Source organism: Stutzerimonas stutzeri, from assembly GCF_000590475.1.
Classification (GTDB): Bacteria; Pseudomonadota; Gammaproteobacteria; order Pseudomonadales; family Pseudomonadaceae; genus Stutzerimonas; species Stutzerimonas stutzeri_D.
In genome coordinates this window covers 3,433,184-3,459,401 of record NZ_CP007441.1, presented here as the reverse complement: position 1 = coordinate 3,459,401, position 26,218 = coordinate 3,433,184, and the positions used below count along the sequence as shown (strand labels likewise).

Here is a 26,218-nt window from a genome sequence, read left to right as displayed (position 1 = left end):
TTACGCCTCCCCCAGATAGGCTTTGATCACGTCCGGATTGTCGCGAATCTGCTCCGGAGTGCCATCGGCCAACGGGCAGCCCTGGTTGATCACAACGATGTGGTCGGAAATGCTCATGACCAGCTTCATGTCGTGCTCGATGAGCAGCACCGTGACGTTGTGCTGGTCGCGCAGCATGCCGATCAGGGCCTTGAGGTCCTCCGTTTCCTTTGGGTTGAGGCCTGCGGCGGGCTCGTCGAGCATGAGGATGCGAGGGCGGGTCATCATGCAGCGGGCAATTTCCAGGCGACGTTGCTGGCCGTAGGCGAGGGTGCCCGCCGGACGGTTAGCGATATCGGTCAGGTTGACCTGCTCGAGCCAGTGGGCGGCGAAATCCATCGCTTCGTGCTCACTCTTGCGGAAGGCCTTGGTCTTCAGCAGTCCGGAGAGGAAGTTGGTGTTGAGGTGACGATGCTGAGCGACCAGCAGGTTCTCCACTGCGGTCATGTCCTTGAACAGGCGGACGTTCTGAAAGGTACGCACCACGCCCTTGCGAGCGATCTTGTGCCCGGGAAGGCCATGGATCGCCTCGCCATCGAGGAGGATTTCGCCCGAAGTCGGCTGGTAGAAGCCGGTCAGGCAGTTGAACACAGTAGTCTTACCGGCGCCGTTGGGGCCGATCATCGAAACCACTTGTCTGTCGTGTACGGTCAGGCCCACCCCGTTGACGGCCAGTAGGCCACCGAAACGCATGGTCAGGCCGCTTACTTCAAGAATCGGGCGGCTCATCGCTTCAGCTCCAGGTGGGGACGTTGCATGGGCAGCAGGCCCTGCGGACGCCAGATCATCATCAGCACCATCAGGGCGCCGAACATCAGCATGCGGTACTCGCTGAACTCACGCATCAGCTCGGGCAGCAGGATCATCACGATGGCGGCGAGTATCACCCCCAATTGCGAGCCCATGCCGCCGAGTACCACGATGGCGAGGATGATGGCCGATTCGATGAAGGTGAACGATTCCGGCGACACCAGGCCCTGACGCGCAGCGAAGAAGCTGCCGGCGAAACCGGCGAAGCTTGCACCCAGGGTGAACGCCGTGAGCTTGATCACGGTCGGGTTCATGCCCAGCGCGCGGCATGCGATTTCGTCTTCGCGCAACGCCTCCCAGGCCCGGCCGATCGGCATGCGCAGCAGGCGGTTGATGACGAACAGCGTCAGCAGCACCAGCAGCACGGCGATCAGGTAGAGGAAGATCACCTTGTTGATGGAGCTGTAGTCCAGGCCGAAGAACTCGTGGAAGGTTTGCATGCCCTCGGCGGCGCGACGGTCAAACGACAGGCCGAACAGGGTGGGTTTGTCGATACCGCTGATTCCGTTCGGGCCGCCCGTGAGGTCGGTCATGTTGCGCAGCAACAGACGGATGATCTCGCCGAAGCCCAGGGTCACGATGGCCAGATAATCCCCGCGCAGGCGCAGCACCGGGAAACCCAGTAGGAAACCGAACAGCGCGGCCATCATTCCAGCGATTGGCAGCGCGACCCAGAAGCCGATCCCGTAGTAGTGCGAGAGCATGGCGTAGGTGTACGCACCGACGGCATAGAACCCGACGTAGCCCAGATCGAGCAGGCCGGCCAGGCCCACCACGATATTCAGACCCAGGCCGAGCATCACGTAGATCAGGATCAATGTGGCGATATCCACCGCGCCGCGCGAGCCGAAGAACGGCCAGACGAGTGCCAGCAGAATCAGCCCGATGATGATGTAGCGTTGGGTCGAAGGCAGGGTGAGGAAGCTGCCAGCGCCAGCTGGAATCGTCGGCAGGTTGGGACTGGCCGCCCAGCCGGCGGCCAGGTGATGACGGAACAGCTGCCAGACGAACATGGCAACCGCGCAGGCGGCGATGATCCAGAAGGTTTTCGCGTCGCTGCCATGGACTTCAAGACGGATGCCCACGGTGGTCAGCTTCAGACCGAAAACCGGCACTGCAACGGCGAAGACCAGCAGCGCGCTGAAAAAGGCTGTACGAAGATTGCGCGTCATACCTTTTCAACCTCCGGGCGACCAAGAATGCCGGTCGGGCGGAACAGTAACACCAGGACCAGCAGGCTGAAGGCCACGACGTCCTTGTACTGATCGCCGAAGATGTCGGCACCGAAGGCTTCGGCGACGCCGAGCACCAGGCCGCCGAGCATCGCGCCAGGAATACTGCCGATGCCACCGAGTACAGCGGCGGTGAAGGCCTTGATACCCGCCAGGAAGCCGATATGCGGGTTGATCACCCCGTACTGCATGCTGATCAACACGGCGGCGATCGCCGCCAGCGCTGCACCGATGACGAAGGTCAGGGCGATGATGCTGTTGGTGTTGATGCCCAGCAGGTTGGCCATCTTCAGGTCTTCGGCGCAGGCGCGGCAGGCGCGGCCCAGGCGTGAGCGGGAGATGAACAGGGTCAGGCCCAGCATGGCGAGGATGGTGACCACGAAGATCAGCACCTGCATATAGGAAACGACCACGCCGTTCATGGCACTTTCACCGAAGATGAAGTTGCCCGGCATCAGGTTGGGAATCGCCTTGTCCTTCGAATCCTGAGACAGCAGTACCACGTTCTGCAGGAAAATCGACATGCCGATTGCGGAAATCAGCGGGATCAACCGGTTACTCCCGCGCAGCGGACGGTAAGCGACCCGTTCGATACTGTAACCGTAGGCACTGGTGACGATGATGGCTGCGGCGAACGCACCGATCATCAGGATGGGTAGCGCATCGAGCCCCATCATCGAAAGCCCGACGATGGCGATGAACGCGACGTAGGAGCCGATCATGTACACCTCGCCATGGGCGAAGTTGATCATGCCGATGATGCCGTAGACCATCGTGTATCCGATGGCGATCAAGGCATAGGTGCTGCCAACGGTAAGGCCGTTGATCAGCTGTTGGAAGTAGTGATAAAGCTCAGGCATTACATTCTCCTGAACACCCAGCAGCCCGTGCTCGACCGCCAATGCGGACCTGCTTCGAACACGCGGCACGGAGAAATGCAGCGCCAAGGGCTCCGTGCGGATCACGCACATTGCCAGCTTCGAGGCGGGCCAGCGCTATGCAGGCACTCGCGTGGATGAAGGTGTTGCGGGGGCGGCCCAATTGCTTGTGGCCGGGTCAGCCCCGATCAGCTAAAACAAAGCCCACAGCGGCTGCCGTGGGCTTCGGTTGGGTTGGTTACCGGTTTACTTGGCTTCGGTCTTTGTGCCGTCCTGATGCCATTCATAAACCACGAAATTGAAGTCCTTCAGGTCACCCTTCTCGTCGAAGGCGAGGCTGCCGGTCGGTGTATCGAAAGAGTTGCTGCGCAGCGCTTCGGCGACCTTGGCGGTGTCGGTGCTGCCGGCTTTCTCGATACCCTCGGCAATGACCTGGACCGCGGCGTAGGCCGGGAATACGAACGGGCCGCTCGGGTCCTGATTCTTCGCCTTGAAGGCGTCGACCAGTTCCTGGTTACGCGGATCCTGATCGAAGGACTTCGGCAGGGTCACGTACAGGCCTTCGGAAGCCGGGCCGGCGATAGCCGAAATTTCCTTGTTGCCGACACCTTCCGGTCCCATGAAGCGCACGTTCAGACCGCGCTCCTTGGCTTGGCGCAGCAAAAGTCCGAGTTCCGGGTGATAGCCGCCGTAATAGACGAAGTCGACGCCTGCCTGCTTGAGCTTGGAAATCATCGAGGAGAAGTCCTTGTCGCCGGCATTGATGCCTTCGAACAGGCCGACCTTGACGCCTTTGCTTTCCAGGGTCTGCTTCACCGCGGTGGCAATACCTTCGCCGTACTGTTGCTTGTCATGGATGACGGCGACGTTCTTCGGCTTGACATGATCAGCGATGAAGTTACCGGCGGTCGGGCCTTGCAGACTGTCCAGGCCGATGGTGCGGAAGATCAGCTCATAACCACGCGAGGTGATGTCCGGGCTGGTCGACGCCGCGGTAATCATCAGAATGCCTTCGTCCTCGTAAATATCGGACGCCGGTTGGGTCGAGCTGGAGCACAGGTGACCGACCACGAAGCTGATTTCGTCATTGACGATCTTGTTGGCGACCGCGACCGCCTGCTTGGGGTCGCACGCGTCGTCATACACGACGCCTTCCAGTTGCTGCCCGCTGACGCCGCCCTTCTTGTTGATCTGCTCGATGGCCATCTGGGCCCCGATGAACTGCATGTCCCCGTACTGCGCAACGGCCCCGGTGACTGGGCCGGCCAAACCGATCTTGATTGTGTCGGCGGCAAGCGTATAGCTCGCGGCTCCGGTCAAAGCGATAGCCATGAAAAGTTTGGACAGACGTTGCTTGGTCTTCATATGCGCTCCACTTGCATCATTATTGTTTGAATCCTGCTGGCTGCAGTGTCGTTAAGGGGCAAACGTCCCCAAACGGTACGGCAACTGTACCGGCACAGTGTAGAAGCGTCAGCACCTGTTTGCCCAGTCAGGATTCCATCCATTTGATGGGATTCACTCGGGCGCTATCATTGCGCCCTTTCCTGTAACGAGTGAAACCCATGAGCGAAGATCCAAGCACTCTCTATGCCAAGCTACTGGGCGAAACCGCGCCGATCACCTGGCAGGAATTGCAACCCTTCTTCGCCCGCGGTGCGCTGTTGCGCGTCGCCAGCGACTTCGATCTGATCGAGGCCGCGCAGGCCGTGGCCCAGGATGATCGAGATACAGTAGCCGCATGGCTGGCAAAAGGCCATATGGGTAAGCTCGAGGCCGAACAGGCGCAGGATTGGTTGGAGCGCGATCCTGAATTATGGGCAGTGGTGGTGGCGCCCTGGGTGCTGGTACAGGAAAGGGCAGCGAAACCGAGCCTGCACTGATTCAACTCAGCCGCGCACCCAGCGCATCCGGGCCCAGCCGCTGAGCGCATCGACCGCCAGCACCATCAGCAGCATGGCCAGGATCACCGAAGAGGCCTGGGCCTCCTGAAACAGGCTGAGGCTCATGTAGAGCATCTGCCCCAGGCCGCCCGCACCGACGAAACCGAGCACGGCGGCCATACGGATGTTGTTTTCCCAGCGATACAGGCTGTAAGCCATCAGCTGTGGCCACAGCGTAGGCAGGGTGCCGTAACAGAAGGCTGCGAGGCGATTGCTACCCGCAAGGCGCAACGCCTCGGCCGGGGCACTCGGCGTGTTTTCCAGGGCTTCAGCAAACAGTCGTCCCAGCACACCGGCAGTGTGCAACGCCAGCGCCAGGGTTCCGGCATTAGGCCCCAGGCCGGCGGCCAGCACCATTAGCGCCGCCCAGACCAGCTCGGGAATGGCGCGCAGTGCATTGAGCAGCAGTCGCGAGAAACCTTTTGCAACCAGCCCGAAGCGGCCCGACGCCGGTAGCGCCAGCAACAATCCGAGCAGGGCGGCCAGCAGCGTGCCAACCGCAGACATGGCCAGGGTTTCCAGCGCACCGTAGCTGATCGCTCGCAGATGATCAGGTGACAGGTCGGGGCTGAGAAAGCGCGAGGCGTAACTGGCCATCTGTTCCAGGCCATCATGGCTGAGCATCGCGCTGGCTTCGAATTGCAGAAAGACGAACGAGCCGACCACCGCAGCGATCAACAACAGCGGCAGTACATAGCGCGAAAGCGATCTCACACGAATCTCCGGCGCAGCAGCTGGCTGATCAGGTCCGCCATCAACACCAGCACCAGGAAGGTCAGCAGCATGCTCGCAACTTCGCCACCCGCGAACATGCGCATAGACAGGTCCATCTGCTGGCCCAACCCGCCGGCACCGACGAAGCCCATCACCACCGAGGCGCGTACTGCGCATTCCCAGCGGTAGACGGTATAGGACAACATTTCGCCCGTCGCTTGCGGCAGCACACCGTAGGCGAACGCCTGCAACCGCGAGCTACCGGCACCGAGCAACGCCCGGGTCGGCAGCGGGTCCACTGATTCGAAGATCTCCGCATAGACCTTGCCGAGCATGCCGGCGTAAGTGATGGCGATGGCCATTACCCCGGCGGTAGGGCCAAGGCCCACCGCACGGACGAACAGCAAGGCCCAGACGATCTCCGGCACGCTGCGTAGCAGGATCAGCAGTCCGCGTACCGGCCAGCGCACCGTTTGCGCCCATGGCCGCGGGCGGCCGGCGCGGCTGAGCGCCGAGATCGATAACGCTCGCGTGGCCAGCAACGCACAGGGCAGCGCTACGACGAGTGCCAACGCCATGCCCGCCGTCGCGATGGCAAGCGTTTCCAACGTGGCACGCCCCAGCAGCCGAATAAAGGCTTCGTCGTGTGCGGGCGGCCAGAAACCCGAGAGGAACACGCCCATTGTTTCGGCGTTACTGCCGTCGAGCAGCACGCCGAGGTCGAGCTCACTCAGCGACAGGCCTGGCCACAGCAAGGCCAGCGCCAGCAGGGTCACCGCCAGGCGCGGGCCGCTGGCCGGGTCGCGATGGGCGATAACGGGGTTCAGCATCGCGGAATGTGCAAAGGCTGGTCGGGCAAGGGCAGCAAGGTGTGCGTGGTGTCCAGCTGCTCGTTGACGTACAGCGCCTCCAGTTCGGCTGGGGTCACCTCTGCCGAGCGCTTATCGAACAATATACGACCGGCACGAACCCCGATGACGCGCGGGAAATGGTCGAGCGCGAGATCGACGGCGTGCAGGCTGGCCAGCAAGGTCGCTTGGCGGCGCAGGCTCTCGCGGTTGAGCACGTTCAGCGAATAGGCAGCGAGCACCGGATCCATAGCTGACACCGGTTCGTCGGCGAGGATCAGCTCGGGCTGCTGATAGAGCACGCGGGCGATGCCGACGCGTTGCAGCTGTCCGCCGGAAAGCTGATCGCAGCGCTCGTAGAGTTTGTCGGCGAGATCCAGCCGGCTGAGTGCTTCGGCGGCACCTTGCCTGTCCAGCGGGTACATCAGGCTGACCAGGCTGCGTCCCAGCGACCAGGCGCCGAGGCGCCCTGCCAGAACCGCGGTAATGACCCGCTGGCGAGGCGGAAGCGGTGGCGCCTGATGAATCAGACCGATGTGCCTGCGCAGCTTCTGCCGCGCTCCGGAGGACAGCGACCAGGGAGAACATCCAAGCAACTCGAGATCCCCACCGCTCGGCTGGATATGGCTGGCCAAAAGGCGCAACAGGGTGGTCTTGCCGGCTCCTGACGGGCCGATGATCGCGACTCGCTCACCTTTTGCGATCGCGAGCTCGATGTCTTGCAGCGCCACCTGGCCGTTCGCATGACGATGCGTCAGGCCGGACAATCTCAGGAATGAAGCATGAGCGGCCGTGTGGCGAGCTTGCGCAGGTGAAACAGTTAACGAACGGCTCATCTTGGCTACCTAGGCGCTGCATCAGGCGGATCTCCTGGTGCATCGCCACGAGGGCATTGTCGCCGCACGGCCGGGCGTGAGGCCGAGCCGTCCGATTCTGGCGGCACCTCGACCGCGGCGGGTCGGATGTGGGGAATTACTTCAACAGGCCAGCGGCGCGCGCAGCTTGCTCGATGCCTTCATAATTCTCCGGGCGGGTCTCGATGAAGCGGCTGGCGGCTTGCAAATCAAGAATCTTCTTGTGTTCCGGGTTCTCCGGATCCAGCGCGAGGAAGGCGGCTTTGATCTTGGCGACCAGCGCAGGATCCAGGTTGCCGCGGACCGTCCAGTTGTAGTCGAAGTAGGGCGGTGTGGTAGAAATCACCCGGACCTTGTCGGTGTCGACCTTACCGGCGGCGACCAGCTTGTCCCATACAGAGGCGTTGAGCACACCGCCATCGGCCTTGCCGGCTTCGACCCAGGCAGCGGTGGCGTCATGCGCGCCCGAATACGCGATGCGCTTGAAAAACTGCTCGGGGTCGATGCCGTCCCTGATCATGAAGTAGCGTGGCATCAGGCTGCCGGAGGTCGAAGACACGGAGCCGAAGGCGAAAGTTTTGCCCTTGAGGTCCTGCAACGTTTCCACGTCCGGATTGGCCGTAATGAATTTGCTGGTGAATTTCTCGTCCTGCTCACGTTGCACCAGTGGAATCGCGTCGCCAGTCTTCAGGCGGGTCTGGACAAAGGTGAAGCCACCGAGCCAGGCGAGGTCGAGACGGTCGGAAGCAAGGGATTCGACCACCGCGGCGTAGTCGGAAACCGGAGTGAACTTCACCGGCATGCCCAGTTGTTTTTCGAGGTATTGGCCCAGCGGTTCGAACTTGCGGATCAGCTCGGTCGGGGCTTCATCGGGGATGGCCGATACCCGAAGGGTTTCGGCCGCATGAGCGGTAACAAAAGACAGGGATACGGCAAGGCCGGCAAGGGCTGCCAGGGTTCGCTTCAACATTGTGGTTCTCCGGTTCAATAGCGGAAAGCGCGCGGATTATAGAGGTAGAGAGGTGCGGCGGTGCAAGTCGCATGGCTATTTCAGCGGAACTGTTGGGCTGCAACCTTGAAAATCTTCGCCCAGCGATGGACGTCAGCGTAAGGACGATCACTCGCACCTGATCTGACGCGCTTGCCAGGCCGTGGAAATCTTTTGTGATTCAGTTCACGGTTGTCCTAGAATCGCCGCCTTCATGGAAGATGGCCAATTGCTATGGAAGAGCAACAAGACAAACGTACATTCCACGCCCTTCGAAAACACATCGACGAAATGCTCGGCGCTGGCGCGACAATCGTCTCGCGGGACCCTGTAACCCTGTTGCGCGATGGCCAGACGCTGAAGGTCAAGCATGGAATGCTCGTCGGCTATTCCGCCTTGCTCGATCTGGTCGAACCGGTGTCCGACCATGAGTGGCCGGATGCGCTGCGGCAGATGGCCATCGATCTCTGCATTCAGCAGCTGGACGAAGCGATCCGCGCACTGGAGGGCAAGTCTGTCCCGGCGCGACTGGGGCACTCGGCGAACGACAGCTAGACTAGTCCTCAGGGCATTCCAGGCTGCGCTTCGCGGCTGCTGCTTTTTACCGATGGCGTGGGCAGGCCGGCTCGCATGGCGTTTTCGTTCGCTTTGTCGACGCCGACAAATAAATAGCCGGACGAAGCAACGCAACGGACAGGACCTGATCAGAGAGGTATGGGTGCACACGGCAGCCATATGTTTTGAAGGGGGCTCTTCATGCTCGGTCGGACTTCGTGCCACGGCTTCATCCCGCCCTATATCCTGCGGCACATCATCGATAACGGCTCGGAATGGCAGCGCGAACGCGCGCTGGGCACGCTGGGTCACGTAAATAAGCTGTTGCCCAACTCAGGGCCGCCCAATCGCCAGCCGATGGTCAGTGTGTTGCCCGAACGCGGCCGGCCGGGGGCGCCGCGGCGTAGCATTCACGACGCCCAGCAGCAGATGGTGCTGCCGGGGGTGCTGGCGCGGATCGAAGGCCAGCCGCCGGTCGCCGACGCAGCGGTCGACGAGGCCTATGACGCGCTTGGGATCACTCACGAGTTCTTTTGGCAGGCATTCGGTCGCGATTCCATCGACAACCACGGCTTCCCGCTGGTCGGGACGGTGCATTACGGTGTCGGCTATGAAAACGCCTTCTGGAACGGCGCGCAGATGGTCTTCGGTGATGGCGACGGCGAAATCTTCAATCGTTTCACCCTTTCGCTGGATGTCGTGGCCCACGAGTTGGCCCATGGTGTCACCGAAAGCGAAGCCGGGCTGGTGTATTTCAATCAGTCCGGTGCCTTGAACGAGTCGGTTTCCGACGTGTTCGGCGTGCTGGTCCGGCAGTTCAGCCTCAAGCAGACGGCGGACCAGGCCGACTGGCTGATCGGCGCCGAGCTGCTGACAGACAAGGTGCAGGGTTCGGCGCTGCGTTCGATGGCCAATCCCGGCAGCGCCTACGACGACCCGTTGCTGGGCAAGGACCCACAGCCCGGGCACATGCGCGACTTTATCGACACCCGCGATGACAATGGCGGTGTGCACCTGAACTCCGGCATTCCCAACCGTGCGTTTTATCTTGCTGCCACGGCGATCGGCGGCCACGCCTGGGAAAAGGCCGGGCGCATCTGGTACGACACCCTGTGCGATCCTCGCCTGGCCAATGATGCGGATTTCGTCGCGTTCGCCCGGTTAACGGTGGATAACGCGACCGTTCGCTTCGGTGATGGCGAGGCGCAGGCGGTGGAACAGGCCTGGGCGGGCGTCGGAGTGATGGTGAACTGAGGAGGCTCCATGAAACAGCTACCGACTTTGGGCAATGACGCGACCGTTCGCCTGTCGAGGCAAGGTGGTTTTGCCACAATGCAGGCGCTCAGCCGCCCGCGCGAGATCGACTTTGCCCGTTGCGATGAGCAACAACGTGGGCAGATCTGCTCGGTACTGGAAGGCTGCCTGCCGCTGGCTACCGGTACCAGCGGGCAGGGCGATCGCCGTTATTACCAGATTGAGCTGCGCTATCGGGAAAACGAGCGCGACGACGAAATGGTTCTCCAGATTCCCGAGGAACAGGCCCCCGGAGAGCTGGTGCGCCTCTGGGACAAAGGCGAGGTGTTCTGAGGAACGCTTATTCGCAGCGGTCATTGCGGCGCTAGAATCGCCGTCATTTTTGCTCAAGGATTACGTTGATGTCTGAATTGCCATCCATTGCTTTTGCTGGCATCGGCCTGATGGGGCTGCGCATGTGCCGTCGGTTGCTTGCCGCCGGTTTTCCGCTGACCGTCTGGAACCGCTCGCCAGAAAAATGCACGCCCCTTGTCGAAGCCGGCGCGCGGCAGGTGAACAGCCCCGCCGAGCTTTGCGCTGAGGCCGATGTGGTGTTGCTGTGCCTGGCTGATACGGCGGTGGTGCGCGAGGTGGTGTTCGGCGCCGGTGGCATCGTCGAGAGTGCACGGGCGGGGCAGGTGCTGGTCGATCATTCCAGCCTGGAGCCGGCCGCCACGCGCGCCCTGGCTGCCGAGCTCGAGGCACGCAGTGGCATGCGCTGGGTCGACGCACCCGTGTCCGGCGGCACGGCCGGCGCCGAGGCGGGGAGCCTGGCGATAATGGCCGGTGGCCGAAGTGAAGACATCGAGCGGGTACGACCGATACTGGCGCATCTGGGGCAGCGCTTGACGCATATGGGCGATGTCGGCGCAGGTCAGGTGACCAAGGCCTGCAACCAGATGATCGTCGCTTGCAATGCGCTGGTCATTGCCGAGGTGGTGGCGCTGGCCGAGCGCTCCGGCGTAGACGCCAGCCTGATCGCACCGGCGCTCGCTGGTGGCTTCGCCGATTCCAAACCGTTGCAGATCCTCGCTCCGCAGATGGCCAGCAGCGAGTTCGAGCCGGTGAAATGGCATGTGCGGACCTTGCTCAAGGACCTCGATACGGCCGTGCAACTGTCACGCGAAGAAGGCAGTGCTACGCCGATGACCGGGCTGGCGGCGCAGCTGATGCGCCTGCATGGCAGCCAAGGAAACCTTGAAAACGATCCGTCCACGCTGGTGAATATGTATCGGGAGCAGAACTCATGAAGATCGCTGCCAACCTGTCCATGCTGTTCAACGAGCTGCCGCTTGCCGAGCGCGTCATGGCGGCCCGCGTTGCCGGGTTCGACGGTGTCGAGATCCAGTTTCCCTATGAACTGCCAGCGATCCATCTCAAGGAACAGCTCGAACGTGCAGATTTGCCTTTGGTGCTGATCAATCTGCCAGCCGGTGATTTCACGCAGGGCGGTCCCGGCTTGGCTGCGGTCCCGTCACGGCAAGCAGCCTTCGATGCTGCCCTGCAGGAAGCACTGACTTACGCGGCCATGGTGCGGCCGATGTGCGTCAACGTACTGCCCGGTCGACTGGCCGAGGGTCTGACTCGCGACCAGGCGCTGGAGACCCTGGCGGGCAATCTGCGCAAGAGCGCCGAGGCCTTCGCGCTGCTGGGCATCCGGGTGGTCTGCGAGGCGATCAACCCGTTGGATATGCCGGGCTTTCTGGTCAACACGCCGGACGATCTGCACGCCTTGTTGCAACGGGTCGATCACCCCAATTGCCAGGCGCAGCTGGATCTCTATCACATGGCTCGGCAGCAGCTGGACGTAGCCGCAGGTATCCGCCTGCTGGGCTCGCGCATTGGCCATGTGCAGTTCGCCGACTGCCCCGGTCGCGGCGCGCCCGGCACCGGTTCGGTGGCGTTCGAGCCGCTGATCGATGCCTTGCGAGCGGTGGGCTATGACGGCTGGTTATCGGCCGAATATCGACCCGAAGGCACGGATACCCATGGCGGCCTGGGCTGGCTGGAAACGTGGCGAAAGCACTGAACGGCCGCATTGTCCGGCATAAGCGCAGATGATGGTCACAGACAGACGAGCGCCAGCGCTCTAGAGTCGGCGTCGAGTCGGTCAGACGGCCGGCATAGAACAATAAATCGAGAGCGACGTCATGCAGCCATCCACCCAAGCCGCGAACGCCTGGCGCGTCCTGTTTCTGCTGTTTCTGGCCAACCTGTTCAATTTCTTCGACCGCACGATTCCCGCCATCATCGCCGAACCGATCCGCCTGGAGTGGGACCTCAACGACTTCCAATTGGGTTTGATCGGTACCGCGTTCACCATCATCTACGCGATTGCCGGTGTGCCCTTGGGGCGTATGGCCGATATCGGTTCGCGCCGCAAGATCATGGGCTGGGGCCTCACCGTGTGGAGCGGCCTGACGGCGGTCAACGGGTTTGCATGGAATTTCTGGAGCTTCCTGCTGGTGCGCATGGGCATCGGCATTGGTGAGGCCAGCTATGCGCCAGCGGCGAACTCGCTGATAGGCGACCTGTTTCCAGCACACAAGCGCGCTCGGGCGATGGGCATCTTCATGCTCGGCCTGCCGCTTGGGCTGCTGCTGGCGTTCTTCACCATCGGATCGATGGTGGCGTACTTCGGTAGCTGGCGTGCGCCATTCTTCATCGCCGCTGTTCCCGGCTTGCTGCTGGCGCTGTTCATCTTTTTCATCAGGGAGCCCCAGCGCGGCGCCGCCGAGACGGTTAAGGTTTCTCAGGAGGCCGTACAGCAGCCCGTACGCAAGGTATTGGCGATTCGTACTTTCTGGTGGCTGGTGCTGGCCGGGCTGGCGTTCAACTTCGCCACCTATGCCTGCAACGCCTTCATGGTGCCGCTGCTAATGCGCTATCACGCGGTGCCGCTGGTAGAGGCCTCGGTCGCGACCGGCGTGATCGTTGGGCTGACCGGTCTGATCGGATTGACCCTGGGCGGCTGGGTCGCTGACCAGATTCATCAGCGCTTCGCTCGTGGCCGACTGATCTTCGCGGCGGCGAGCATGGCCATCGCCACCCTTGCTACCGGCTATGCGCTGCTCGCCGGTCGGATCGAGGTTGGCGTATTCGTTGCGGTCTTCAGCATTGGCTGGCTGTTTTCCTACAATTTCTACACCTGCGTCTACACCGCCATTCAGGACGTCGTCGAACCGCGTTTGCGGGCCACCGCGATGGCACTGTTCTTCGCGGGTCTGTACCTGCTCGGCGGCGGCATGGGCACGGTGGTGGTTGGACTGCTGTCGGATCATTTCGCCGAGTCGGCGATGCTGGCCGCTGGCGCCAGTGAGATGAGCGAAGTGTTCCGCGCAGAGGGGCTGCACGGCGCGATGTATCTGATCCCGGCCTCGCTGCTGCTGACCATGGTGTTTCTGTTTCAGGCGTCGCGCACCTTCTGTCATGACGCCAAACGCATGACCGACGACATGAGCCTGTCGTCAAGCGAAGCTGAAGCCGCCCTGGCCTGAACCCCCGCCGTCGGCAGCGCAGCCGTGCTGCCGACGGTCCCTCGATCTCTCCGACGATTGACCAGCATTTGCCGGCAGGCTCGCATAAACTGCGCGGCCGTTTTTGGCAGTCCGGAACGCACATGCACAACTCGTCACCCGCCCGCGCCTGCGGCATCGACTTCGGCACCTCCAACTCCACCGTCGGCTGGTGGCGTCCCGCCAGCGAGCCGCTGATCGTGCTCGAAGACGATCAGCACACGCTGCCATCGGTGGTGTTCTTCAATGCCGAGGAGCGTCGCCCGGTATATGGGCGCCTGGCCCTGTCCGAGTACCTGGAGGGCTACGAAGGCCGGCTGATGCGTTCGCTCAAGAGTCTGCTGGGCTCCAAACTGCTGAAGAGCGAAACGACCGTGCTGGGCAGTGCGATGCCGTTCAAGGACATCCTCGGGTTGTTCCTCGGCACGCTCAAGCGGCGCGCCGAAATCAGCGCCGAACGAGTCTTCGACGAGGTGGTGCTGGGGCGACCGGTATTCTTCGTCGATGATGATCCCCAAGCTGACCGGGAAGCGGCGCAGACGCTGGCCGCAGCCGCAAACAAGATCGGCTTCAAGGACGTGTCGTTCCAGTACGAGCCCATTGCCGCGGCCTTCGACTACGAGTCGCGTATCGAGCAGGAAGAACGTGTGCTGATCGTCGACATTGGCGGTGGTACCTCCGATTTTTCGCTGGTGCGGCTGTCACCGGAGCGGCGCGCCATCGATGATCGGCAGAGCGATATTCTAGCGACCTCGGGCGTGCACATCGGCGGCACTGATTTCGACAAACAGCTCAGCCTGCAGGGCGTGATGCCGCTGTTCGGTTATGGCAGCCGGATGAAGAGCGACGCGCCGATGCCCACCAGCACCCATCTCAACCTCGCCACCTGGCACACCATCAACGCGGTATATGCTCCGGCCTCGCTGCGTGCGCTGCAGAGCATGCGCTACGACATCGTCGATCCCACGGGTATCGATCGGCTGTTCAGCCTGATCGAGCAGCGCGCCGGACACTGGCTGGCGATGCAGGTGGAGCAGGGCAAGATCGAGCTGACCGAGCAGCACCGCTACCTGATCGACTTCGCGCGGATCGAAACGGGGTTGCAGGCGAGCCTGACCCGCGGGGGATTCGAAGCGGCCATCAATCCGCTGCTCGAACGAATCCGCGACAACGTCAGTCAATTGCTGCTCAGCGCCGGACTCAAGCACGAGAACATTGATACGGTGTTTTTCACCGGTGGCTCCAGTGCCATTCCTGCCCTGCGCCAGAGCATTGCCGGATTGCTGCCCAGGGCGCGCCATGTCGAGGGCAACCGCTTCGGCAGTATCGGCAGTGGCTTGGCCATCGAGGCGAAGAAGCGTTACGGTTGATTTCGTGAGTGCCTGCTCCACAAGGCGCTCGGGTCTGATCGGGAGTTGTCATGGGTTACAAGCTTCGTCCAAAGGACCCTGCCGCCGAGGTGCGCAAGGTTGCCCGGCAGGGCATCGACAAGGCCATCGAGGCGCTCAGCGCCCCGGCAGCCGAGCGGGCCGAAGGCGTGCATCAGGCGCGCAAACGCTTCAAGGAGCTGCGCGCGCTGTTGCGTCTGGTACGCGAGCCCCTGGGCGGCGAGTTCAAACGCGAGAACCAACGCTTGCGCGACCTCGGGCGTGCTTTGGCCGAGTCCCGTGATGCCGCTGCGATGCTGGAAAGTTGGGATCTGCTGGCGGAGCGGTTTCCTGAATCTTTTGCGCAAGAGGGGCTGAGAAAAACGCGGCGGCGGCTACGGGACCGGGCACGACGTGGTGAGACCGAGACCAGCGGCATCGATCAGCGAATTGTTGAGGCGACAGCTGAGCTTCAGTCGCTCCGCGAGCGGGTCGAGAAGTGGAAGCTGGCGACGAACGACTTCGATCTGTTTGCCGCGGGCGTGCAACGTACTTACGCGGATGGCTGTGCGGAGCTGGCCAAGGCTCGTCTCGATCTGAGCGATGAGCAGCTTCACCAGTGGCGCAAGCGGGTCAAGGATCACTGGTACCAGACGCGACTGCTCGCGCCGAGCTGGCCGACGCTGATGCAACTGCGTAGCGATACGCTCAAGCGCCTGGCCGACATGCTCGGCGACGATCACGACCTGGCGATGATGCAGCAGCTGAAACAACGGCACCCCGAGCTGTTTGGTGAGCCGAGCCTGCGTGAGCGCCTAGACGTAATGATTGCCGAACGTCGCAGCGAGCTGCAGAGCGGTGCGCTGAAAATCGGCGGCGATTTCTATGTGGAAGCTCCAGAGCAGTTGGTTGCGCGCTGGCGGCGCTATTGGAACGACGCACAGCGCTGAGCGTCGCATGGCGGGTCGGTTTGCTCAGGCGGCCCGGCTGTTGATCTCGTGGATAGCCAGCATCTTTTCCAGTTCGGTACGGATGAAGGCGTCCTCACAGCCCGGTAGGTATTCGCGCAGCTTGCGGATCACCCATCGCTGCCCTCTGTCGACGAAGGGCAGGCGCTCGTCCAGCGACTCGATGGCCATGGCCTTGGCATAGAACGCTCCGGTTTCACGGTTGGGCGCGATGCCCAGATGATTGAGGCAGTTGAGCACCAGCCTGCAGCTGTCGACTTCACCCTGGCGAATCTGGTCCAGCAATTCGCGCTGCGCCGGATCGTCGCAATGCTGCAGGCTTTCCCCCGCGACCTTGGCGCCCGCGCGTTCGGCACTCAGCAGATCCTGCAGCAGTTTGGCTTCGCCTTGCGCCGTATTGAGGGGATGCTGATCGCTCATGGGAGCTTTCCTGTGCTGGTGGTCATGACGCACGGCTGCGAGCTGCGTGCGTCAGCGGTGGCGGTGTCGAGGTTACAGCTTCTTCGCGGTCACGATCTTCACCGGCGTCAATGGCACGTTCTGCATCATGCTGCGGTTGCCCGTTGGCACCTGGGCAATCTGGTCGACCACGTCCATGCCGCGCACCACCTTGGCGAACACTGCGTAGCCGAAGTCGCGGCTGCCGTGGTCGAGAAACGCGTTGTCGCGGTGATTGATGAAGAACTGGCTGGTAGCGGAATTGACGTTCTGTGTGCGCGCCATCGCCAACGTCCCGCGGACGTTGTGCAGGCCGTTGTCTGCTTCGTTCTTGATCGGTTCGCCAGTCTTCTTCTGGCTCAGGCCCTCATTGAACCCGCCACCCTGAACCATGAAGCCGGGGATCACGCGGTGAAAGACAGTGCCATCGTAGAAGCCGCGTTCGACATAGCTGAGGAAGTTCTTCACGCTGATCGGCGCCTTCTCGGCCTCCAGCTCGATTTCGATTTCGCCCATGCTGGTGTTCAGCAACACGTGCGGGTTTTCCGCCGCCAGCAGGTTTCCAGCGAGCAGCAATGAACAGGCGGCGAGTACAAGTCGTTTCATGATGTAGTCCTGGTGAGGGTGGAAGCCTGGGCGAGCCCGCCGTTGGCAGGCTGCGATTGCGCATCGTACGTCTTGATCAGGTCGATGAGAATCTGCGTTGCCGGGCCGAGCGGCTTGTTCGGGTTAGTGTAGAGATAGAACAACGGGCGGCGAATGCTGCCTTGGACCAATGGCAATGGCTTGAGCACGCCTTCGGCCAGCTCGCGTCCGATCATGTGACGCGGTAGCCAGGCGAAGCCGAGCCCGCTGCTGACGAAGCCCACCGAGGTGGCCAGGCTGCCCACGGTCCAGCGTTGCTCGGCGCCCAGCCATCCGCTGTCGCGCGGCTGCCGCTGGCCGGAATCGCGCACCACTACCTGCATCTGGCTCTGCAGGTCCTGCACGCTGAGCTTGCGTTGCAACTGGTGCAGCGAATGGTTGGCGTGGGCCACCGCGATGAATTCGACGTTGCTCAGCTCCGCGCCGAGGTAGCCGGTGATGTCCAGGCCGCTGATGGCGAGATCGGCGGTGCCGTCCTTGAGTACGTCCTCGACGCCGGACAGCACCTCTTCGCGCAGCCGAACCCGGCAACCGCGGCTCTTGGGCATGAATTCGGTCAACGCACGGATCAGCTTGGCGTTGGGGTAGGCGGCGTCCACCACCAGGCGGACTTCGGCTTCCCATCCCTGCTCCATGTGATGCGCCAGTTCTTCGAGCTGCCCGGCCTGGGCGACCAGTTGCCGGGAGCGGCGCAGCAACACGTCGCCGGCGTCGGTGAGCACCGCCTTGCGGCCGTCGATGCGCAGCAGCGGTACGCCCAGCTGCTCCTGCATCCGCGCCACGGTGTAGCTGACCGATGACTGCGAACGGTGCAACATCTCGGCGGCCTGGGCGTAGCCGCCGTGGTCGATCACCGCCTGCAGGGTTCGCCATTGATCGAGGGTGACGCGTGGCACTTTCATTCCATGGTTTTCCTGTTGCGTCTGTCTGGTACGCTGGCAAGCCTTAATCAGGAGCCCTTACAAAAATGAAAAGCATCTGCTTCGCCGCGTTCGCTTCGCTCGCCATCATCCCACTGAGCGCTCTGGCCGTCAGCTATCCAGTGGAAGTGGAGCAGGAGCTCAATGGTGCCGAAGTGCTGGCAACCACCGAAACCATCGACCGGGACATGGGCGGTCTGATGCTGCAGAACTTCGGCGAGCGCGCGGTCGACTGTACGGCGGTGTTCCGCAATGGGCCGGAGGCACCGCGCACCCGTCATACCGTCCTGAAAGCTGGCGAGCGTAAACCCTTGGTCGCCAAGTTCAAGCGTGACGTGATCCGCCTGCGTATCAAACTGACCTGTGAGCCGCAGACCTCTTCCTGACGAGCCGCTCGCGCCGCATCTGCAACTCTGCTTGGCCGCGATCGCACCGCCAGGCATCCGCCGCGCCTGCATAACCCGCACGGCGCTCGTCTCGTCGACGGAACAGGTCAGGCCGCATAAAGCCGCCTCCGCGGCGGCTGGACGCGTTAATCTATGCGACGTTTTTTCGACTTACCCGAGGTGTCACCCTTGTTTGACCAATTCGCCCTGCACGAACGCCTGCTCAAGGCGGTCGCCGAACTCAAATTCGTCGAGCCGACGCCGGTGCAGGTGGCGGCCATACCTCCGGCGCTTGAAGGGCGTGACCTGCGGGTAACGGCGCAGACCGGCAGCGGCAAGACGGCGGCTTTCGTACTGCCGATGCTCAACCGTTTGATTGGCGATGCGGTGGTGCGCACCGACGTGCGCGCGCTGATACTGTTGCCGACCCGCGAGCTGGCCCAGCAGACCCTCAAGGAAGTCGAGCGCTTCTCGCAGTTCACCTTCATCAAGTCGGCGATGATCACCGGCGGCGAGGATTTCAAGGTTCAGGCCGCGATTCTGCGCAAGGTGCCGGATATCCTCATTGGCACGCCGGGACGCATGATCGAGCACCTGAACGCCGGCACGCTGATTCTCAAGGACGTGGAGCTGCTCATCCTCGATGAAGCTGACCGCATGCTCGACATGGGCTTCGCCGACGACGTGCAGCGCCTGGTCGGTGAATGCGCCAAGCGCCAGCAGACCCTTTTGTTCTCTGCCACCAGCGGCGGCGCCGCCTTGCGTGAGATGGCCGCCAATGTATTGCGTGACCCTTTGCATTTACAGCTCAACCGCGTCAGCGAGCTGAACGAGGGCACCCGCCAGCAGATCATCACCGCCGAGAACACCGAGCATAAGGAAAAGCTGGTGCACTGGCTGCTGGCCAACGAGACCTACAAGAAAGCGGTGATTTTCACCAACACCCGCGTGCAGGCCGACCGCTTGTATGGCCGTCTGGTGGCCGAGGGCGTGAAGGCTTTCGTGCTGCACGGCGACAAGGACCAGAAGGACCGCAAACTGGCCATCGACCGGGTCAAGGAAGGTGGGGTCAAGGTGCTGGTCGCCACCGACGTGGCGGCCCGCGGATTGGATATCGAAGGGCTGGATCTGGTGATCAACTTCGACATGCCGCGCTCGGGTGATGAATATGTGCACCGGATCGGCCGAACCGGGCGCGCTGGTGCCGAGGGGCTGGCGATCTCGCTGATCTGCCATAACGACTGGAACCTGATGTCGAGCATCGAGCGCTACCTCAAGCAGCGCTTCGAGCGACGCGTCATCAAGGGGCTGAAGGGGAGCTACATGGGCCCGAAGAACCTCAAGGCTTCAGGCAAGGCGGCGGGCACCAAGAAGAAAAAGGACGACAAGAAAAAGGCCGTCGACAAGAAAGCCAAGCCGGCTAGCAAACCGACCGCCAAACGGCCAAAAAACGCCAAGCGCGAGACACCGCCGTCGCAGATCGTCAGTCAGGACGGCTTGGCGCCGTTGCGTCGCAAGAAACCAGCCGCCGAATAATTTGCCTATCGCCGGGGCGGCGCTGCTGCCCCGGTTCCGCTTCTCAGCGCTTCTCTGCCGGTGCGATGTCGGCTTTCTTCTCTGCCTCTTCCACGTGCTGCAGCCGCTTGTCATAGGCCTGGCATTCGTCGCCTAACTGGTCGGCCGTCTGTTTAACCTCCATGTCCCGCAGCTCCTCGTTGATTTCGGCTGCACGCTCAGCGTCGCTCTCGGTCAACTGGTTCACCCGTTGGGCAAGCTCCTTAGCCTTCGCATTGACCTGATCCGTGGTGCATTCGGCGAATACCGGCTGGCTGGCGAGCAGGGCGGCGGCGAGGGGAATCATCAGGTATTTCATGGTGCGCTCCTTCTAACGTCTTGTTCGGTGGATCGCCGGCGACGCGCTTTAGTTCAGCCTCTGCGGCCACGCCGATGATCGAACCATGCCGCCATCGGTAGGGTCCGTATTAGCAAGAGCCGCCCTGCTGAAGCGGCGCAACAGGAGAAAGGACATGACTTACGACTGGGACCTGATGCTGCGCCTGCTGCGAGAAGCGCAGAAGCCCGGCAACGAGGCTTTCGCCCCGCGCCAGTACGCCGACGAACATGCATTGGCGATGGAAGATGCTGGCCAGCCGTTGCCCAACCTCGACTCGCTCAAGGCTGAGGCGCAGAACTACGAGAGCCTGTTATTCGAGGGCGGCTTCATGGTGACGCGACCGGAAGAACAGGGCGGCAACGGCGAGAACTTCGTCCTGACCGAGCGCGGCTCGCAGTTGCTGCGCATGCTCGAAGGTGGCGATGGCAGCCACCGCCAACGGCTGGAAGAGAAGGGGGAAGCGGCGCTCACCCCGGAAGTCTTCGACGCCGTGGCTACGGGTTGAGGCCTGTGCTACTCCGAGCACGGAGCGCAGTCGTTCACAGCGGGCCGACCGCGCCGCAAGCCTTGTTGGCGGCGTGTTTTTGCAGCACCGGTAGCTGGGGGCGGGGCTTGCCGTTTTTAACGTCCAGCGACAGCGCATAGTCGTTCCACCAAGGGCCGGCCGCCCAGTAGGTGCTCGGGATGCAATGTTGGCCGAGATACCGGAGCAGGTTGTCTGTCGCCGCCACGGCCGAAGGCGAGAAATCCGGTGCGCCGTGCTCGCCGATGAAGCCACGCAGGCGGTATTTGCTCAACCACTCGACGAAGGGCTTGGCCCTGACCACACCAATCATCGGGTCATAGACCTCGTTCCGGTTGCTGTAGTAACCGGAATAATCCTTATCGAAATACAGGTGGGCTTCGAACATCAGGTTGTTCTTGGCGTCACGCATCCAGGGATCGCTGACCAGCCGGGTGTTGTAGGACGGCCAGTGAAAGGCGCTTGACCAACGATCGCCGGCAATGATCACCCAGTGCTGCGAGTCGATGCTGCGGATGCTCTTGGCGGCCGCAAGAGCGGCGGCGGGCCACTTGCCGTTGGTGGTGTGAGGCTCGTTCATCAGGCCGTAACCGTAGATCGCAGGGTGATTGGCAACCTGCTGCGCGATGCGCCTCCAGGCATCGGCGAAGGCGCTCACCGGTACGTGATTGGAGCCGATCATTTTGCCGTAGTAGCGATAATAGTTATGCATGTCGAGGATGACCTGCATGTTGTATTTCTTGGCATGGTTCAACGTGGTAAGCAACCTGGCCAACTCGGCGCGGTTCAGCTCGCCGTTGAGCCGCGGCTGGATCCGCTCCCAGCGAAACGGCAGGCGCACCAGTTTCAGGTTGCGCTCGGCGTAGCGCTTGAAGTCCGCTTCGCCGGGGTAGATGTACTGCTTCAAGTAAGTGCCGGGTAGCGCGACGTCGGCGCCGAACTCGGCACCGGCGAGGTTGATGCCCACCAGGTTGATGGGGTTTGCCGGTGCACCGCCGTTAGCGGGTGCCTGGCTGCCGGCGTTCGGGGTTTGCGCGGTGAATCCTGTGCTGCTGACAGAAATAGTGCGCGGATAACCCACGGCCTTACCGTTGAGGGTGCCGCCATCGACCATGACGGTCATGTTGCCGCCGGAATGGTAGATCAGCTTGATGGTGCGCACTTGGCCATCGGCGAACCGGATCTTCGCGCCTTTATGGAATGCGGCCTTGTTCTCGGCTGTCGCCTTGACCGATAGGCCGTTGAACTTGCTCGTGTTGTAGACGCCATTGACGAAGTCGCCGCCGTTGAAGGCGTTCATCGCCACGGTCTGGGCTGGCGTCTGGTTCACAGGCGGCGTGACCGCGGGCTCAGAAGGCAGACTTGGCGGAGTAGGAGGCGGCTTTGGTGCCGCTGTGCTGGTAGCCGAGAACAATTTGTTCGGATAACCGAGCGTACCGCTGAGCGCACCGCCCGAGAGCATCACGCTGATGTTGTTGCCGGAAATGTACACGGCTGTGATGGCGCGGGTCTGGCCGTTGGCAAGCTTGACCGAGGCGCCTGGCTTGAAAACCGAGCGGTTGGTTGTGGTCAGGGGAATGGAGAAGCCCGCCGACTTGCGCCAAACACCATTCAGCCAGTCGTTGTTGGTGTAGTGGTTGATGGGGCTGCTGTGGGTTGTCGTGCCTGGCGTCGGCGTGGAGGTCGCTGGCGGCGTGGTGGAAACCGGCGCCGAGCCCAGCGCCGCAACGGTACGTGGGTAGCCAGTGGTCGCAGCGTCAAGCGTCGTACCCGAAAGCATCACGCTCATGTGCGCACCGGAGAAATAGACGACCTTCACCGTACGTATCTGGCCGTTCGCCAATCTCACCTGTGCGCCTTTCTTGAAGGCTGCTTTGCTGGCAGCTGTCGCCGGAATGGAAAATCCGGCGGACTGGCGCCAGATGCCCTTGTGCCACTGGGGGCTGGTGAAGTCGTTGACCTTGGCGGTGGCGATGGTTTGCACGGTGCTGGTGTTCGAGGCGGCTGCATGTGCCTTCTGACTGGGCGCGGTGAAACCAAACATGGCGGTCAGCACGACGGCACCCAGTACCGTTCTTGGCACGTTCGAAACTGCTCTGAGGGACATTGATATCTCCGAAACTTAATACGACAAAAGGCACAGGTGCCTTTTAAAAAATTCGGAAGCATTCCCGGCGTGATGTAACAAACGAAGCACTACCGACGACGCCACCTATATACACAACGCAGCGAAACGGCGGGGCCGGTGACTCGCTTTGCATGAATAGGCGTTATATAGATTGAATGTCAGGCAGTAAAATTATTTTGGCGCCGGTAAATCGCCAATAACCAACGTTTTAATTATTTAATTTCATATTGATAGCATGTGATGTTAATAAGCTATTACTTGCTATATTTTTAAGTTATTGATTTACAGTAATTTTCTAAATTACAGCTAAATATACTAATCGTGCTTCGTGGCATTTATCGTTTCGCTTGTTGATTCGCGATTTGCCCAAATAGATAGAGTTGTTTATTGCAGGATATTTCGCGGGGAGAGAAGAAGTGAACAAGCGAAGCGTTAACCAGGCACTTAGGTGCGCTGTCGTAAGCAACGGCAGATGAAAGAAAGGCATCCTCGTGGGGGTTGCGATACCGTATAGAGAGAGCAGTCTGGCCGCTGAACGGGCCAGTCGACAGATGCGGCTATCGCGCCTGATTCAGGCTGTCGAAGGTCAGCTCCAGCGCCTTGCGCATGTCCAGCCGGGCCGACCGGCCGATGTCTTTGTCGTTCAGCTGATAGCTGCGCTCAGACGGCAGGATCGGTGCGGTCAGGTCGTCGGCCTCTGCCGCTTCAAAATCCTGGTCGCGGCCGATGGTCAGTGCGCTGCGGCGCAGGAGCTCGCGCACCTGATCAGGAGCAAGCTGCGGGTTGATCGAGAGCATCGCCGCAACGATCCCGGTCACCATCGGGGTGGCGTATGAAGTGCCGCAATGCACGTCGCCGCGTTTGCCGGGTTCCAGCGTTGCCGCGCGGGTGCAGGCCGAAGCAGTGATGTCGACGCGCATGTCGACATTCGACGACGGTCGCTTGGTGACGTACTCGGGATGCGTGACCGGAACGTCACGGTCACCGTTGCGCTGGTGGCCACCGACGACCAGTAATTGTTCGGTGATGAACGAGGAGGGTAGCCGGTAATCGTCCTGGCCGGAGTGGGCCGAGCCGTTACCGGCGGAGTTCACCACGAGCACATCGGGATGCTCGCGGCGCAGCCAGAGGAAGAACTCCTCGAGCAATTCCTCGTAGCCGCTCATGGCAATGCCGGAGCGAATCAGCGAGTCGACCTCCTCGCCCTCGACGTCCCGCGCGCCGACGCGATGGATGCCCCAGCTCCAATTCAGCACCCGCACACCGTCCTCGACCAGATTGACCGAGGCGGCGACATTGGCGGTGATGCCGGCATCGGAGTTGCGCTCGACGATGACCTCGAAGCCGGCGCTGGCCGGTTCCAGTGCGCTCAGAAAGCCGCTGTCGCCCGGTGCCTCACTGCGCGCGGCGAGAATGCCGGTTACCGTGGTGCCGTGCTCGGTCGGATTTTCAGCATCCCTGGCGTACACGCAGGTGCGCGGCGCCTGCGGTTCGCACTCACCAATGTATTGGGCGAACTCGGGTGAGTCGAAGTCGAGGTTGCGTTCGATGACGCCGATGCGCACCGGATGCGTCTTGGTCGGTCCCTGTTGGGCCGGCAGACGATGCCGGTAATAGTCAACGGCGTCGAGGAACCGATTGGCGACCCATTCGCTGTTCCGGGGCTTCTTGTCCTGGTCCTGTTCCACTGGCTCCTCGGGGCCGGATTCCTCGACCACCACCGCGTCCACGCTCACCTCGTTGCCCAGACGTAGCACCATGGCGTCTCGCTCGGTCAGATCCTTCACTGGCAGCCGTAATTGGTAGGTATTGAGCGGTGCGATGGCGCCGACGACTTCGGCGCCGTATTTGCTGGCCAGACGGCGCGCTTCATCCAGGCCGTCGTGGTTTTCCTCGATGATCAGGCTGATCAGATTCAGATAGGTGCTCAGCCCCTCCATGTTCTCCGCCACCTCGTCAGGGCCTGCCGCCAGCACGTGACTGCCGTTCAGCGTCAGCCACACCGGGTTGCTCTGGCGTTTGCCCTGTTCCAGCCGGAGCGCACCGCTCTGGTGCTCATCCTTACGCAGCGACAGGCGCAGCTTGCCATCGCCAAGCGGCGAGGCTTCGACCGGTTTTCCGCCCAGTATCAGCCTGACCTCGTCGCTATTGACGAGCCCGGTACTGCGCAAACAAAAGGTCAGCTGATCGGCCGCCAAGAGGTCACCGCAACGCTGCACGTCCTTGATGCGCAAAGGAGCGGGCTCGGCCATTGCCGGGCCTAGATTCAACGCGCCGACCAAAAGGCCGATCGACAGGGGAAGCCGTGCTGCCCTCATTGCCGGCGTTGCAGGTAGTGCACGCTGAACAGGTCGCTGGAATCGGTCCATTGGCCGCTGCAGTCGAAGCCGGCGCTGCTGGCGAGGTTGGCGAAAGACGCCAGTGTGTATTTATAGGAGTTCTCGGTGTGCAAGCTTTCGCCGGCATCGAAGTGAAAGCGCTGGCCTTCAATGGTTACATCCTGCGCCTCACGGCTGACCAGGTGCATTTCGATGCGCGAGTCCTGCTCATTGAAGAAAGCCCGGTGGGTAAAGCGTGAGGGGTCGACATCGCTATCCAGTTCCTGGCGGATGCGCTGCAGCACGTTGAGGTTGAACGCTGCCGTCACGTGAGCACGGTCGTTATAGGCCGCCTCAAGCACGTTTTTGTCCTTGACCAGGTCGACGCCAATCAACACGCCCCCACCGGGCGGAAGGATTTCGTGCAGATGCCCGAGCAGCTTGCGGGCTTCCAGCGGGGTGAAATTGCCAATGCTTGAGCCCGGGAAAAATACCAGCGGATGGTGCAGCGTGAAGTCGTCCGGCAGCTTCAGCTCGTCAGAGAAGTCAGCGCAGGCTGCATGCACCTCCAGCCAAGGGTAATCGGCCGCCAGACGCTGGGTGCTGGTGAGCAAAAAGTCTTCGGAAATATCGATACCCAGATAGCTGACCGGACGCAGCCCTTCGAGCAGCAGGCGCACTTTGCGGCTGGCGCCGCTGCCCAGTTCGATCAGGTCGGTCTGCGGCCCGGCGATCTCGAGGATGTCGTTCGCCGCGTTTGCAAGAATCTTTTCTTCGGTGCGGGTCACGTAGTATTCCGGCTGCAGACAGATCTGCTCGAAAAGCTCGGAGCCGCGCCGATCATAGAAGAACTTTGGCGAGATTCGCTTAGGCGCGGCGGCGAATCCCGCCAGCGCTTCGTCACGCAGGGATGTGTCGTGTGTCGGTGGCGTCTGGTCATGGAAATGAACGGCTAGTGCCAT

Annotated in this window: 27 protein-coding genes; 12 read left to right on the top strand and 15 right to left on the bottom strand. The window is 61.9% G+C overall.

Going from position 1 to position 26,218, the window contains the following annotated elements:
* The 4 genes from livG to CH92_RS15700 form a co-directional block, all read right to left on the bottom strand.
* Complete coding sequence (livG, locus tag CH92_RS15715) at positions 1-768, bottom strand: high-affinity branched-chain amino acid ABC transporter ATP-binding protein LivG (RefSeq protein ID WP_025242725.1); 768 nt, start codon at positions 766-768, stop codon at positions 1-3.
* Entirely contained in the window at positions 765-2,021 is a 1,257-nt protein-coding gene (locus CH92_RS15710) for a high-affinity branched-chain amino acid ABC transporter permease LivM (RefSeq protein WP_025242724.1), read from the bottom strand. Before CH92_RS15710 ends, livG begins: the two co-directional genes overlap by 4 nt.
* On the bottom strand, positions 2,018-2,941 hold the full coding sequence (gene livH / locus CH92_RS15705; protein WP_025242723.1) for a high-affinity branched-chain amino acid ABC transporter permease LivH: 924 nt from the start codon (positions 2,939-2,941) through the stop codon (positions 2,018-2,020). Before livH ends, CH92_RS15710 begins: the two co-directional genes overlap by 4 nt.
* 264 nt (positions 2,942-3,205) lie before the next feature.
* Positions 3,206-4,324 carry a branched-chain amino acid ABC transporter substrate-binding protein gene (locus CH92_RS15700; RefSeq protein WP_025242722.1) on the bottom strand — a complete coding sequence of 373 codons (1,119 nt, stop codon included), beginning with the start codon at positions 4,322-4,324 and terminating at the stop codon, positions 3,206-3,208.
* A 200-nt stretch (positions 4,325-4,524) separates the two neighbouring features.
* On the opposite strand from CH92_RS15700, the gene CH92_RS15695 reads away from it, so the two are divergent.
* On the top strand, positions 4,525-4,842 hold the full coding sequence (locus CH92_RS15695) for a DUF2288 domain-containing protein (RefSeq protein ID WP_025242721.1): 318 nt from the start codon (positions 4,525-4,527) through the stop codon (positions 4,840-4,842).
* Positions 4,843-4,848: 6 nt separating this feature from the next.
* Here the strand turns inward: CH92_RS15695 and phnE are convergent, their stop codons facing one another.
* The 4 genes from phnE to CH92_RS15675 all read right to left on the bottom strand — a co-directional run bounded on the left by phnE (position 4,849) and on the right by CH92_RS15675 (position 8,288).
* On the bottom strand, positions 4,849-5,616 hold the full coding sequence (gene phnE, locus CH92_RS15690; RefSeq protein WP_025242720.1) for a phosphonate ABC transporter, permease protein PhnE: 768 nt from the start codon (positions 5,614-5,616) through the stop codon (positions 4,849-4,851).
* Positions 5,613-6,446 (bottom strand): PhnE/PtxC family ABC transporter permease, encoded by an 834-nt coding sequence (locus tag CH92_RS15685; protein WP_025242719.1) that lies wholly within the window; start codon positions 6,444-6,446, stop codon positions 5,613-5,615. Before CH92_RS15685 ends, phnE begins: the two co-directional genes overlap by 4 nt.
* Entirely contained in the window at positions 6,440-7,300 is an 861-nt protein-coding gene (locus CH92_RS15680) for a phosphonate ABC transporter ATP-binding protein (RefSeq protein ID WP_025242718.1), read from the bottom strand. The genes CH92_RS15685 and CH92_RS15680 overlap by 7 nt, the downstream gene beginning before the upstream one ends.
* Before the next feature lie 136 nt (positions 7,301-7,436).
* The gene (locus CH92_RS15675) at positions 7,437-8,288 is read right to left on the bottom strand and encodes a putative selenate ABC transporter substrate-binding protein (protein ID WP_025242717.1); all 852 of its coding nucleotides are present in this window, start codon (positions 8,286-8,288) and stop codon (positions 7,437-7,439) included.
* Positions 8,289-8,540: 252 nt separating this feature from the next.
* Between CH92_RS15675 and CH92_RS15670 the strand changes: the two genes are divergently transcribed.
* The 8 genes from CH92_RS15670 (at position 8,541) to CH92_RS15635 (ending at position 15,986) form a co-directional block, all read left to right on the top strand.
* Positions 8,541-8,861, top strand: a complete 321-nt coding sequence (locus tag CH92_RS15670) for a hypothetical protein (protein ID WP_025242716.1) — start codon at positions 8,541-8,543, stop codon at positions 8,859-8,861.
* Positions 8,862-9,062: 201 nt separating this feature from the next.
* The gene (locus CH92_RS15665; protein WP_025242715.1) at positions 9,063-10,115 is read left to right on the top strand and encodes a M4 family metallopeptidase; all 1,053 of its coding nucleotides are present in this window, start codon (positions 9,063-9,065) and stop codon (positions 10,113-10,115) included.
* 9 nt (positions 10,116-10,124) lie between these two features.
* Positions 10,125-10,448, top strand: a complete 324-nt coding sequence (locus CH92_RS15660; RefSeq protein WP_025242714.1) for a protealysin inhibitor emfourin — start codon at positions 10,125-10,127, stop codon at positions 10,446-10,448.
* Positions 10,449-10,516: 68 nt separating this feature from the next.
* Positions 10,517-11,404 (top strand): NAD(P)-dependent oxidoreductase, encoded by an 888-nt coding sequence (locus tag CH92_RS15655; RefSeq protein ID WP_025242713.1) that lies wholly within the window; start codon positions 10,517-10,519, stop codon positions 11,402-11,404.
* On the top strand, positions 11,401-12,183 hold the full coding sequence (locus tag CH92_RS15650) for a hydroxypyruvate isomerase family protein (RefSeq protein ID WP_025242712.1): 783 nt from the start codon (positions 11,401-11,403) through the stop codon (positions 12,181-12,183). Before CH92_RS15655 ends, CH92_RS15650 begins: the two co-directional genes overlap by 4 nt.
* Positions 12,184-12,304: 121 nt before the next feature.
* The gene (locus tag CH92_RS15645) at positions 12,305-13,651 is read left to right on the top strand and encodes a spinster family MFS transporter (protein WP_025242711.1); all 1,347 of its coding nucleotides are present in this window, start codon (positions 12,305-12,307) and stop codon (positions 13,649-13,651) included.
* Positions 13,652-13,773: 122 nt separating this feature from the next.
* Positions 13,774-15,039, top strand: a complete 1,266-nt coding sequence (locus tag CH92_RS15640) for an Hsp70 family protein (RefSeq protein ID WP_025242710.1) — start codon at positions 13,774-13,776, stop codon at positions 15,037-15,039.
* A gap of 50 nt (positions 15,040-15,089) precedes the next feature.
* Positions 15,090-15,986 (top strand): CHAD domain-containing protein, encoded by an 897-nt coding sequence (locus CH92_RS15635; protein WP_025242709.1) that lies wholly within the window; start codon positions 15,090-15,092, stop codon positions 15,984-15,986.
* A 24-nt stretch (positions 15,987-16,010) separates the two neighbouring features.
* Here CH92_RS15635 and CH92_RS15630 read toward each other — a convergent pair whose 3' ends face one another.
* The 3 genes from CH92_RS15630 to CH92_RS15620 all read right to left on the bottom strand — a co-directional run bounded on the left by CH92_RS15630 (position 16,011) and on the right by CH92_RS15620 (position 17,989).
* The gene (locus tag CH92_RS15630; protein WP_025242708.1) at positions 16,011-16,424 is read right to left on the bottom strand and encodes a DUF6306 domain-containing protein; all 414 of its coding nucleotides are present in this window, start codon (positions 16,422-16,424) and stop codon (positions 16,011-16,013) included.
* 72 nt (positions 16,425-16,496) lie between these two features.
* On the bottom strand, positions 16,497-17,051 hold the full coding sequence (locus tag CH92_RS15625) for a peptidylprolyl isomerase (RefSeq protein ID WP_025242707.1): 555 nt from the start codon (positions 17,049-17,051) through the stop codon (positions 16,497-16,499).
* Complete coding sequence (locus CH92_RS15620) at positions 17,045-17,989, bottom strand: LysR family transcriptional regulator (protein WP_025242706.1); 945 nt, start codon at positions 17,987-17,989, stop codon at positions 17,045-17,047. Before CH92_RS15620 ends, CH92_RS15625 begins: the two co-directional genes overlap by 7 nt.
* 65 nt (positions 17,990-18,054) lie before the next feature.
* Between CH92_RS15620 and CH92_RS15615 the strand changes: the two genes are divergently transcribed.
* Positions 18,055-18,393 carry a hypothetical protein gene (locus CH92_RS15615; protein WP_025242705.1) on the top strand — a complete coding sequence of 113 codons (339 nt, stop codon included), beginning with the start codon at positions 18,055-18,057 and terminating at the stop codon, positions 18,391-18,393.
* A gap of 189 nt (positions 18,394-18,582) precedes the next feature.
* Positions 18,583-19,929, top strand: a complete 1,347-nt coding sequence (locus CH92_RS15610; RefSeq protein ID WP_025242704.1) for a DEAD/DEAH box helicase — start codon at positions 18,583-18,585, stop codon at positions 19,927-19,929.
* A 43-nt stretch (positions 19,930-19,972) separates the two neighbouring features.
* On the opposite strand, the gene CH92_RS15605 is transcribed toward CH92_RS15610, so the two are convergent.
* The gene (locus tag CH92_RS15605; RefSeq protein WP_025242703.1) at positions 19,973-20,266 is read right to left on the bottom strand and encodes a hypothetical protein; all 294 of its coding nucleotides are present in this window, start codon (positions 20,264-20,266) and stop codon (positions 19,973-19,975) included.
* A gap of 154 nt (positions 20,267-20,420) precedes the next feature.
* Here CH92_RS15605 and CH92_RS15600 point away from each other — a divergent pair, with 154 nt between their 5' ends.
* Positions 20,421-20,792 (top strand): hypothetical protein, encoded by a 372-nt coding sequence (locus CH92_RS15600; protein ID WP_025242702.1) that lies wholly within the window; start codon positions 20,421-20,423, stop codon positions 20,790-20,792.
* Between the two features lie 34 nt (positions 20,793-20,826).
* Here CH92_RS15600 and CH92_RS15595 read toward each other — a convergent pair whose 3' ends face one another.
* From CH92_RS15595 to egtD, 3 genes are all read right to left on the bottom strand, one after another.
* On the bottom strand, positions 20,827-22,917 hold the full coding sequence (locus CH92_RS15595; protein WP_025242701.1) for a glycoside hydrolase family 5 protein: 2,091 nt from the start codon (positions 22,915-22,917) through the stop codon (positions 20,827-20,829).
* Between the two features lie 578 nt (positions 22,918-23,495).
* On the bottom strand, positions 23,496-25,256 hold the full coding sequence (locus CH92_RS15590) for a S8/S53 family peptidase (RefSeq protein ID WP_025242700.1): 1,761 nt from the start codon (positions 25,254-25,256) through the stop codon (positions 23,496-23,498).
* Complete coding sequence (egtD, locus tag CH92_RS15585) at positions 25,253-26,218, bottom strand: L-histidine N(alpha)-methyltransferase (RefSeq protein ID WP_025242699.1); 966 nt, start codon at positions 26,216-26,218, stop codon at positions 25,253-25,255. The genes CH92_RS15590 and egtD overlap by 4 nt, the downstream gene beginning before the upstream one ends.

Bases quoted from the DNA above. Each gene is read 5' to 3' on its own strand.
- livG (WP_025242725.1), bottom strand. From the start codon at position 768: ATGAGCCGCCCGATTCTTGAAGTAAGCGGCCTGACCATGCGTTTCGGT.
- CH92_RS15710 (WP_025242724.1), bottom strand. From the start codon at position 2,021: ATGACGCGCAATCTTCGTACAGCCTTTTTCAGCGCGCTGCTGGTCTTC.
- livH (WP_025242723.1), bottom strand. From the start codon at position 2,941: ATGCCTGAGCTTTATCACTACTTCCAACAGCTGATCAACGGCCTTACC.
- CH92_RS15700 (WP_025242722.1), bottom strand. From the start codon at position 4,324: ATGAAGACCAAGCAACGTCTGTCCAAACTTTTCATGGCTATCGCTTTG.
- CH92_RS15695 (WP_025242721.1), top strand. From the start codon at position 4,525: ATGAGCGAAGATCCAAGCACTCTCTATGCCAAGCTACTGGGCGAAACC.
- CH92_RS15685 (WP_025242719.1), bottom strand. From the start codon at position 6,446: ATGCTGAACCCCGTTATCGCCCATCGCGACCCGGCCAGCGGCCCGCGC.
- CH92_RS15680 (WP_025242718.1), bottom strand. From the start codon at position 7,300: ATGAGCCGTTCGTTAACTGTTTCACCTGCGCAAGCTCGCCACACGGCC.
- CH92_RS15675 (WP_025242717.1), bottom strand. From the start codon at position 8,288: ATGTTGAAGCGAACCCTGGCAGCCCTTGCCGGCCTTGCCGTATCCCTG.
- CH92_RS15670 (WP_025242716.1), top strand. From the start codon at position 8,541: ATGGAAGAGCAACAAGACAAACGTACATTCCACGCCCTTCGAAAACAC.
- CH92_RS15665 (WP_025242715.1), top strand. From the start codon at position 9,063: ATGCTCGGTCGGACTTCGTGCCACGGCTTCATCCCGCCCTATATCCTG.
- CH92_RS15660 (WP_025242714.1), top strand. From the start codon at position 10,125: ATGAAACAGCTACCGACTTTGGGCAATGACGCGACCGTTCGCCTGTCG.
- CH92_RS15655 (WP_025242713.1), top strand. From the start codon at position 10,517: ATGTCTGAATTGCCATCCATTGCTTTTGCTGGCATCGGCCTGATGGGG.
- CH92_RS15650 (WP_025242712.1), top strand. From the start codon at position 11,401: ATGAAGATCGCTGCCAACCTGTCCATGCTGTTCAACGAGCTGCCGCTT.
- CH92_RS15645 (WP_025242711.1), top strand. From the start codon at position 12,305: ATGCAGCCATCCACCCAAGCCGCGAACGCCTGGCGCGTCCTGTTTCTG.
- CH92_RS15640 (WP_025242710.1), top strand. From the start codon at position 13,774: ATGCACAACTCGTCACCCGCCCGCGCCTGCGGCATCGACTTCGGCACC.
- CH92_RS15635 (WP_025242709.1), top strand. From the start codon at position 15,090: ATGGGTTACAAGCTTCGTCCAAAGGACCCTGCCGCCGAGGTGCGCAAG.
- CH92_RS15630 (WP_025242708.1), bottom strand. From the start codon at position 16,424: ATGAGCGATCAGCATCCCCTCAATACGGCGCAAGGCGAAGCCAAACTG.
- CH92_RS15620 (WP_025242706.1), bottom strand. From the start codon at position 17,989: ATGAAAGTGCCACGCGTCACCCTCGATCAATGGCGAACCCTGCAGGCG.
- CH92_RS15615 (WP_025242705.1), top strand. From the start codon at position 18,055: ATGAAAAGCATCTGCTTCGCCGCGTTCGCTTCGCTCGCCATCATCCCA.
- CH92_RS15605 (WP_025242703.1), bottom strand. From the start codon at position 20,266: ATGAAATACCTGATGATTCCCCTCGCCGCCGCCCTGCTCGCCAGCCAG.
- CH92_RS15600 (WP_025242702.1), top strand. From the start codon at position 20,421: ATGACTTACGACTGGGACCTGATGCTGCGCCTGCTGCGAGAAGCGCAG.
- CH92_RS15595 (WP_025242701.1), bottom strand. From the start codon at position 22,917: ATGTCCCTCAGAGCAGTTTCGAACGTGCCAAGAACGGTACTGGGTGCC.
- CH92_RS15590 (WP_025242700.1), bottom strand. From the start codon at position 25,256: ATGAGGGCAGCACGGCTTCCCCTGTCGATCGGCCTTTTGGTCGGCGCG.
- egtD (WP_025242699.1), bottom strand. From the start codon at position 26,218: ATGGCACTAGCCGTTCATTTCCATGACCAGACGCCACCGACACACGAC.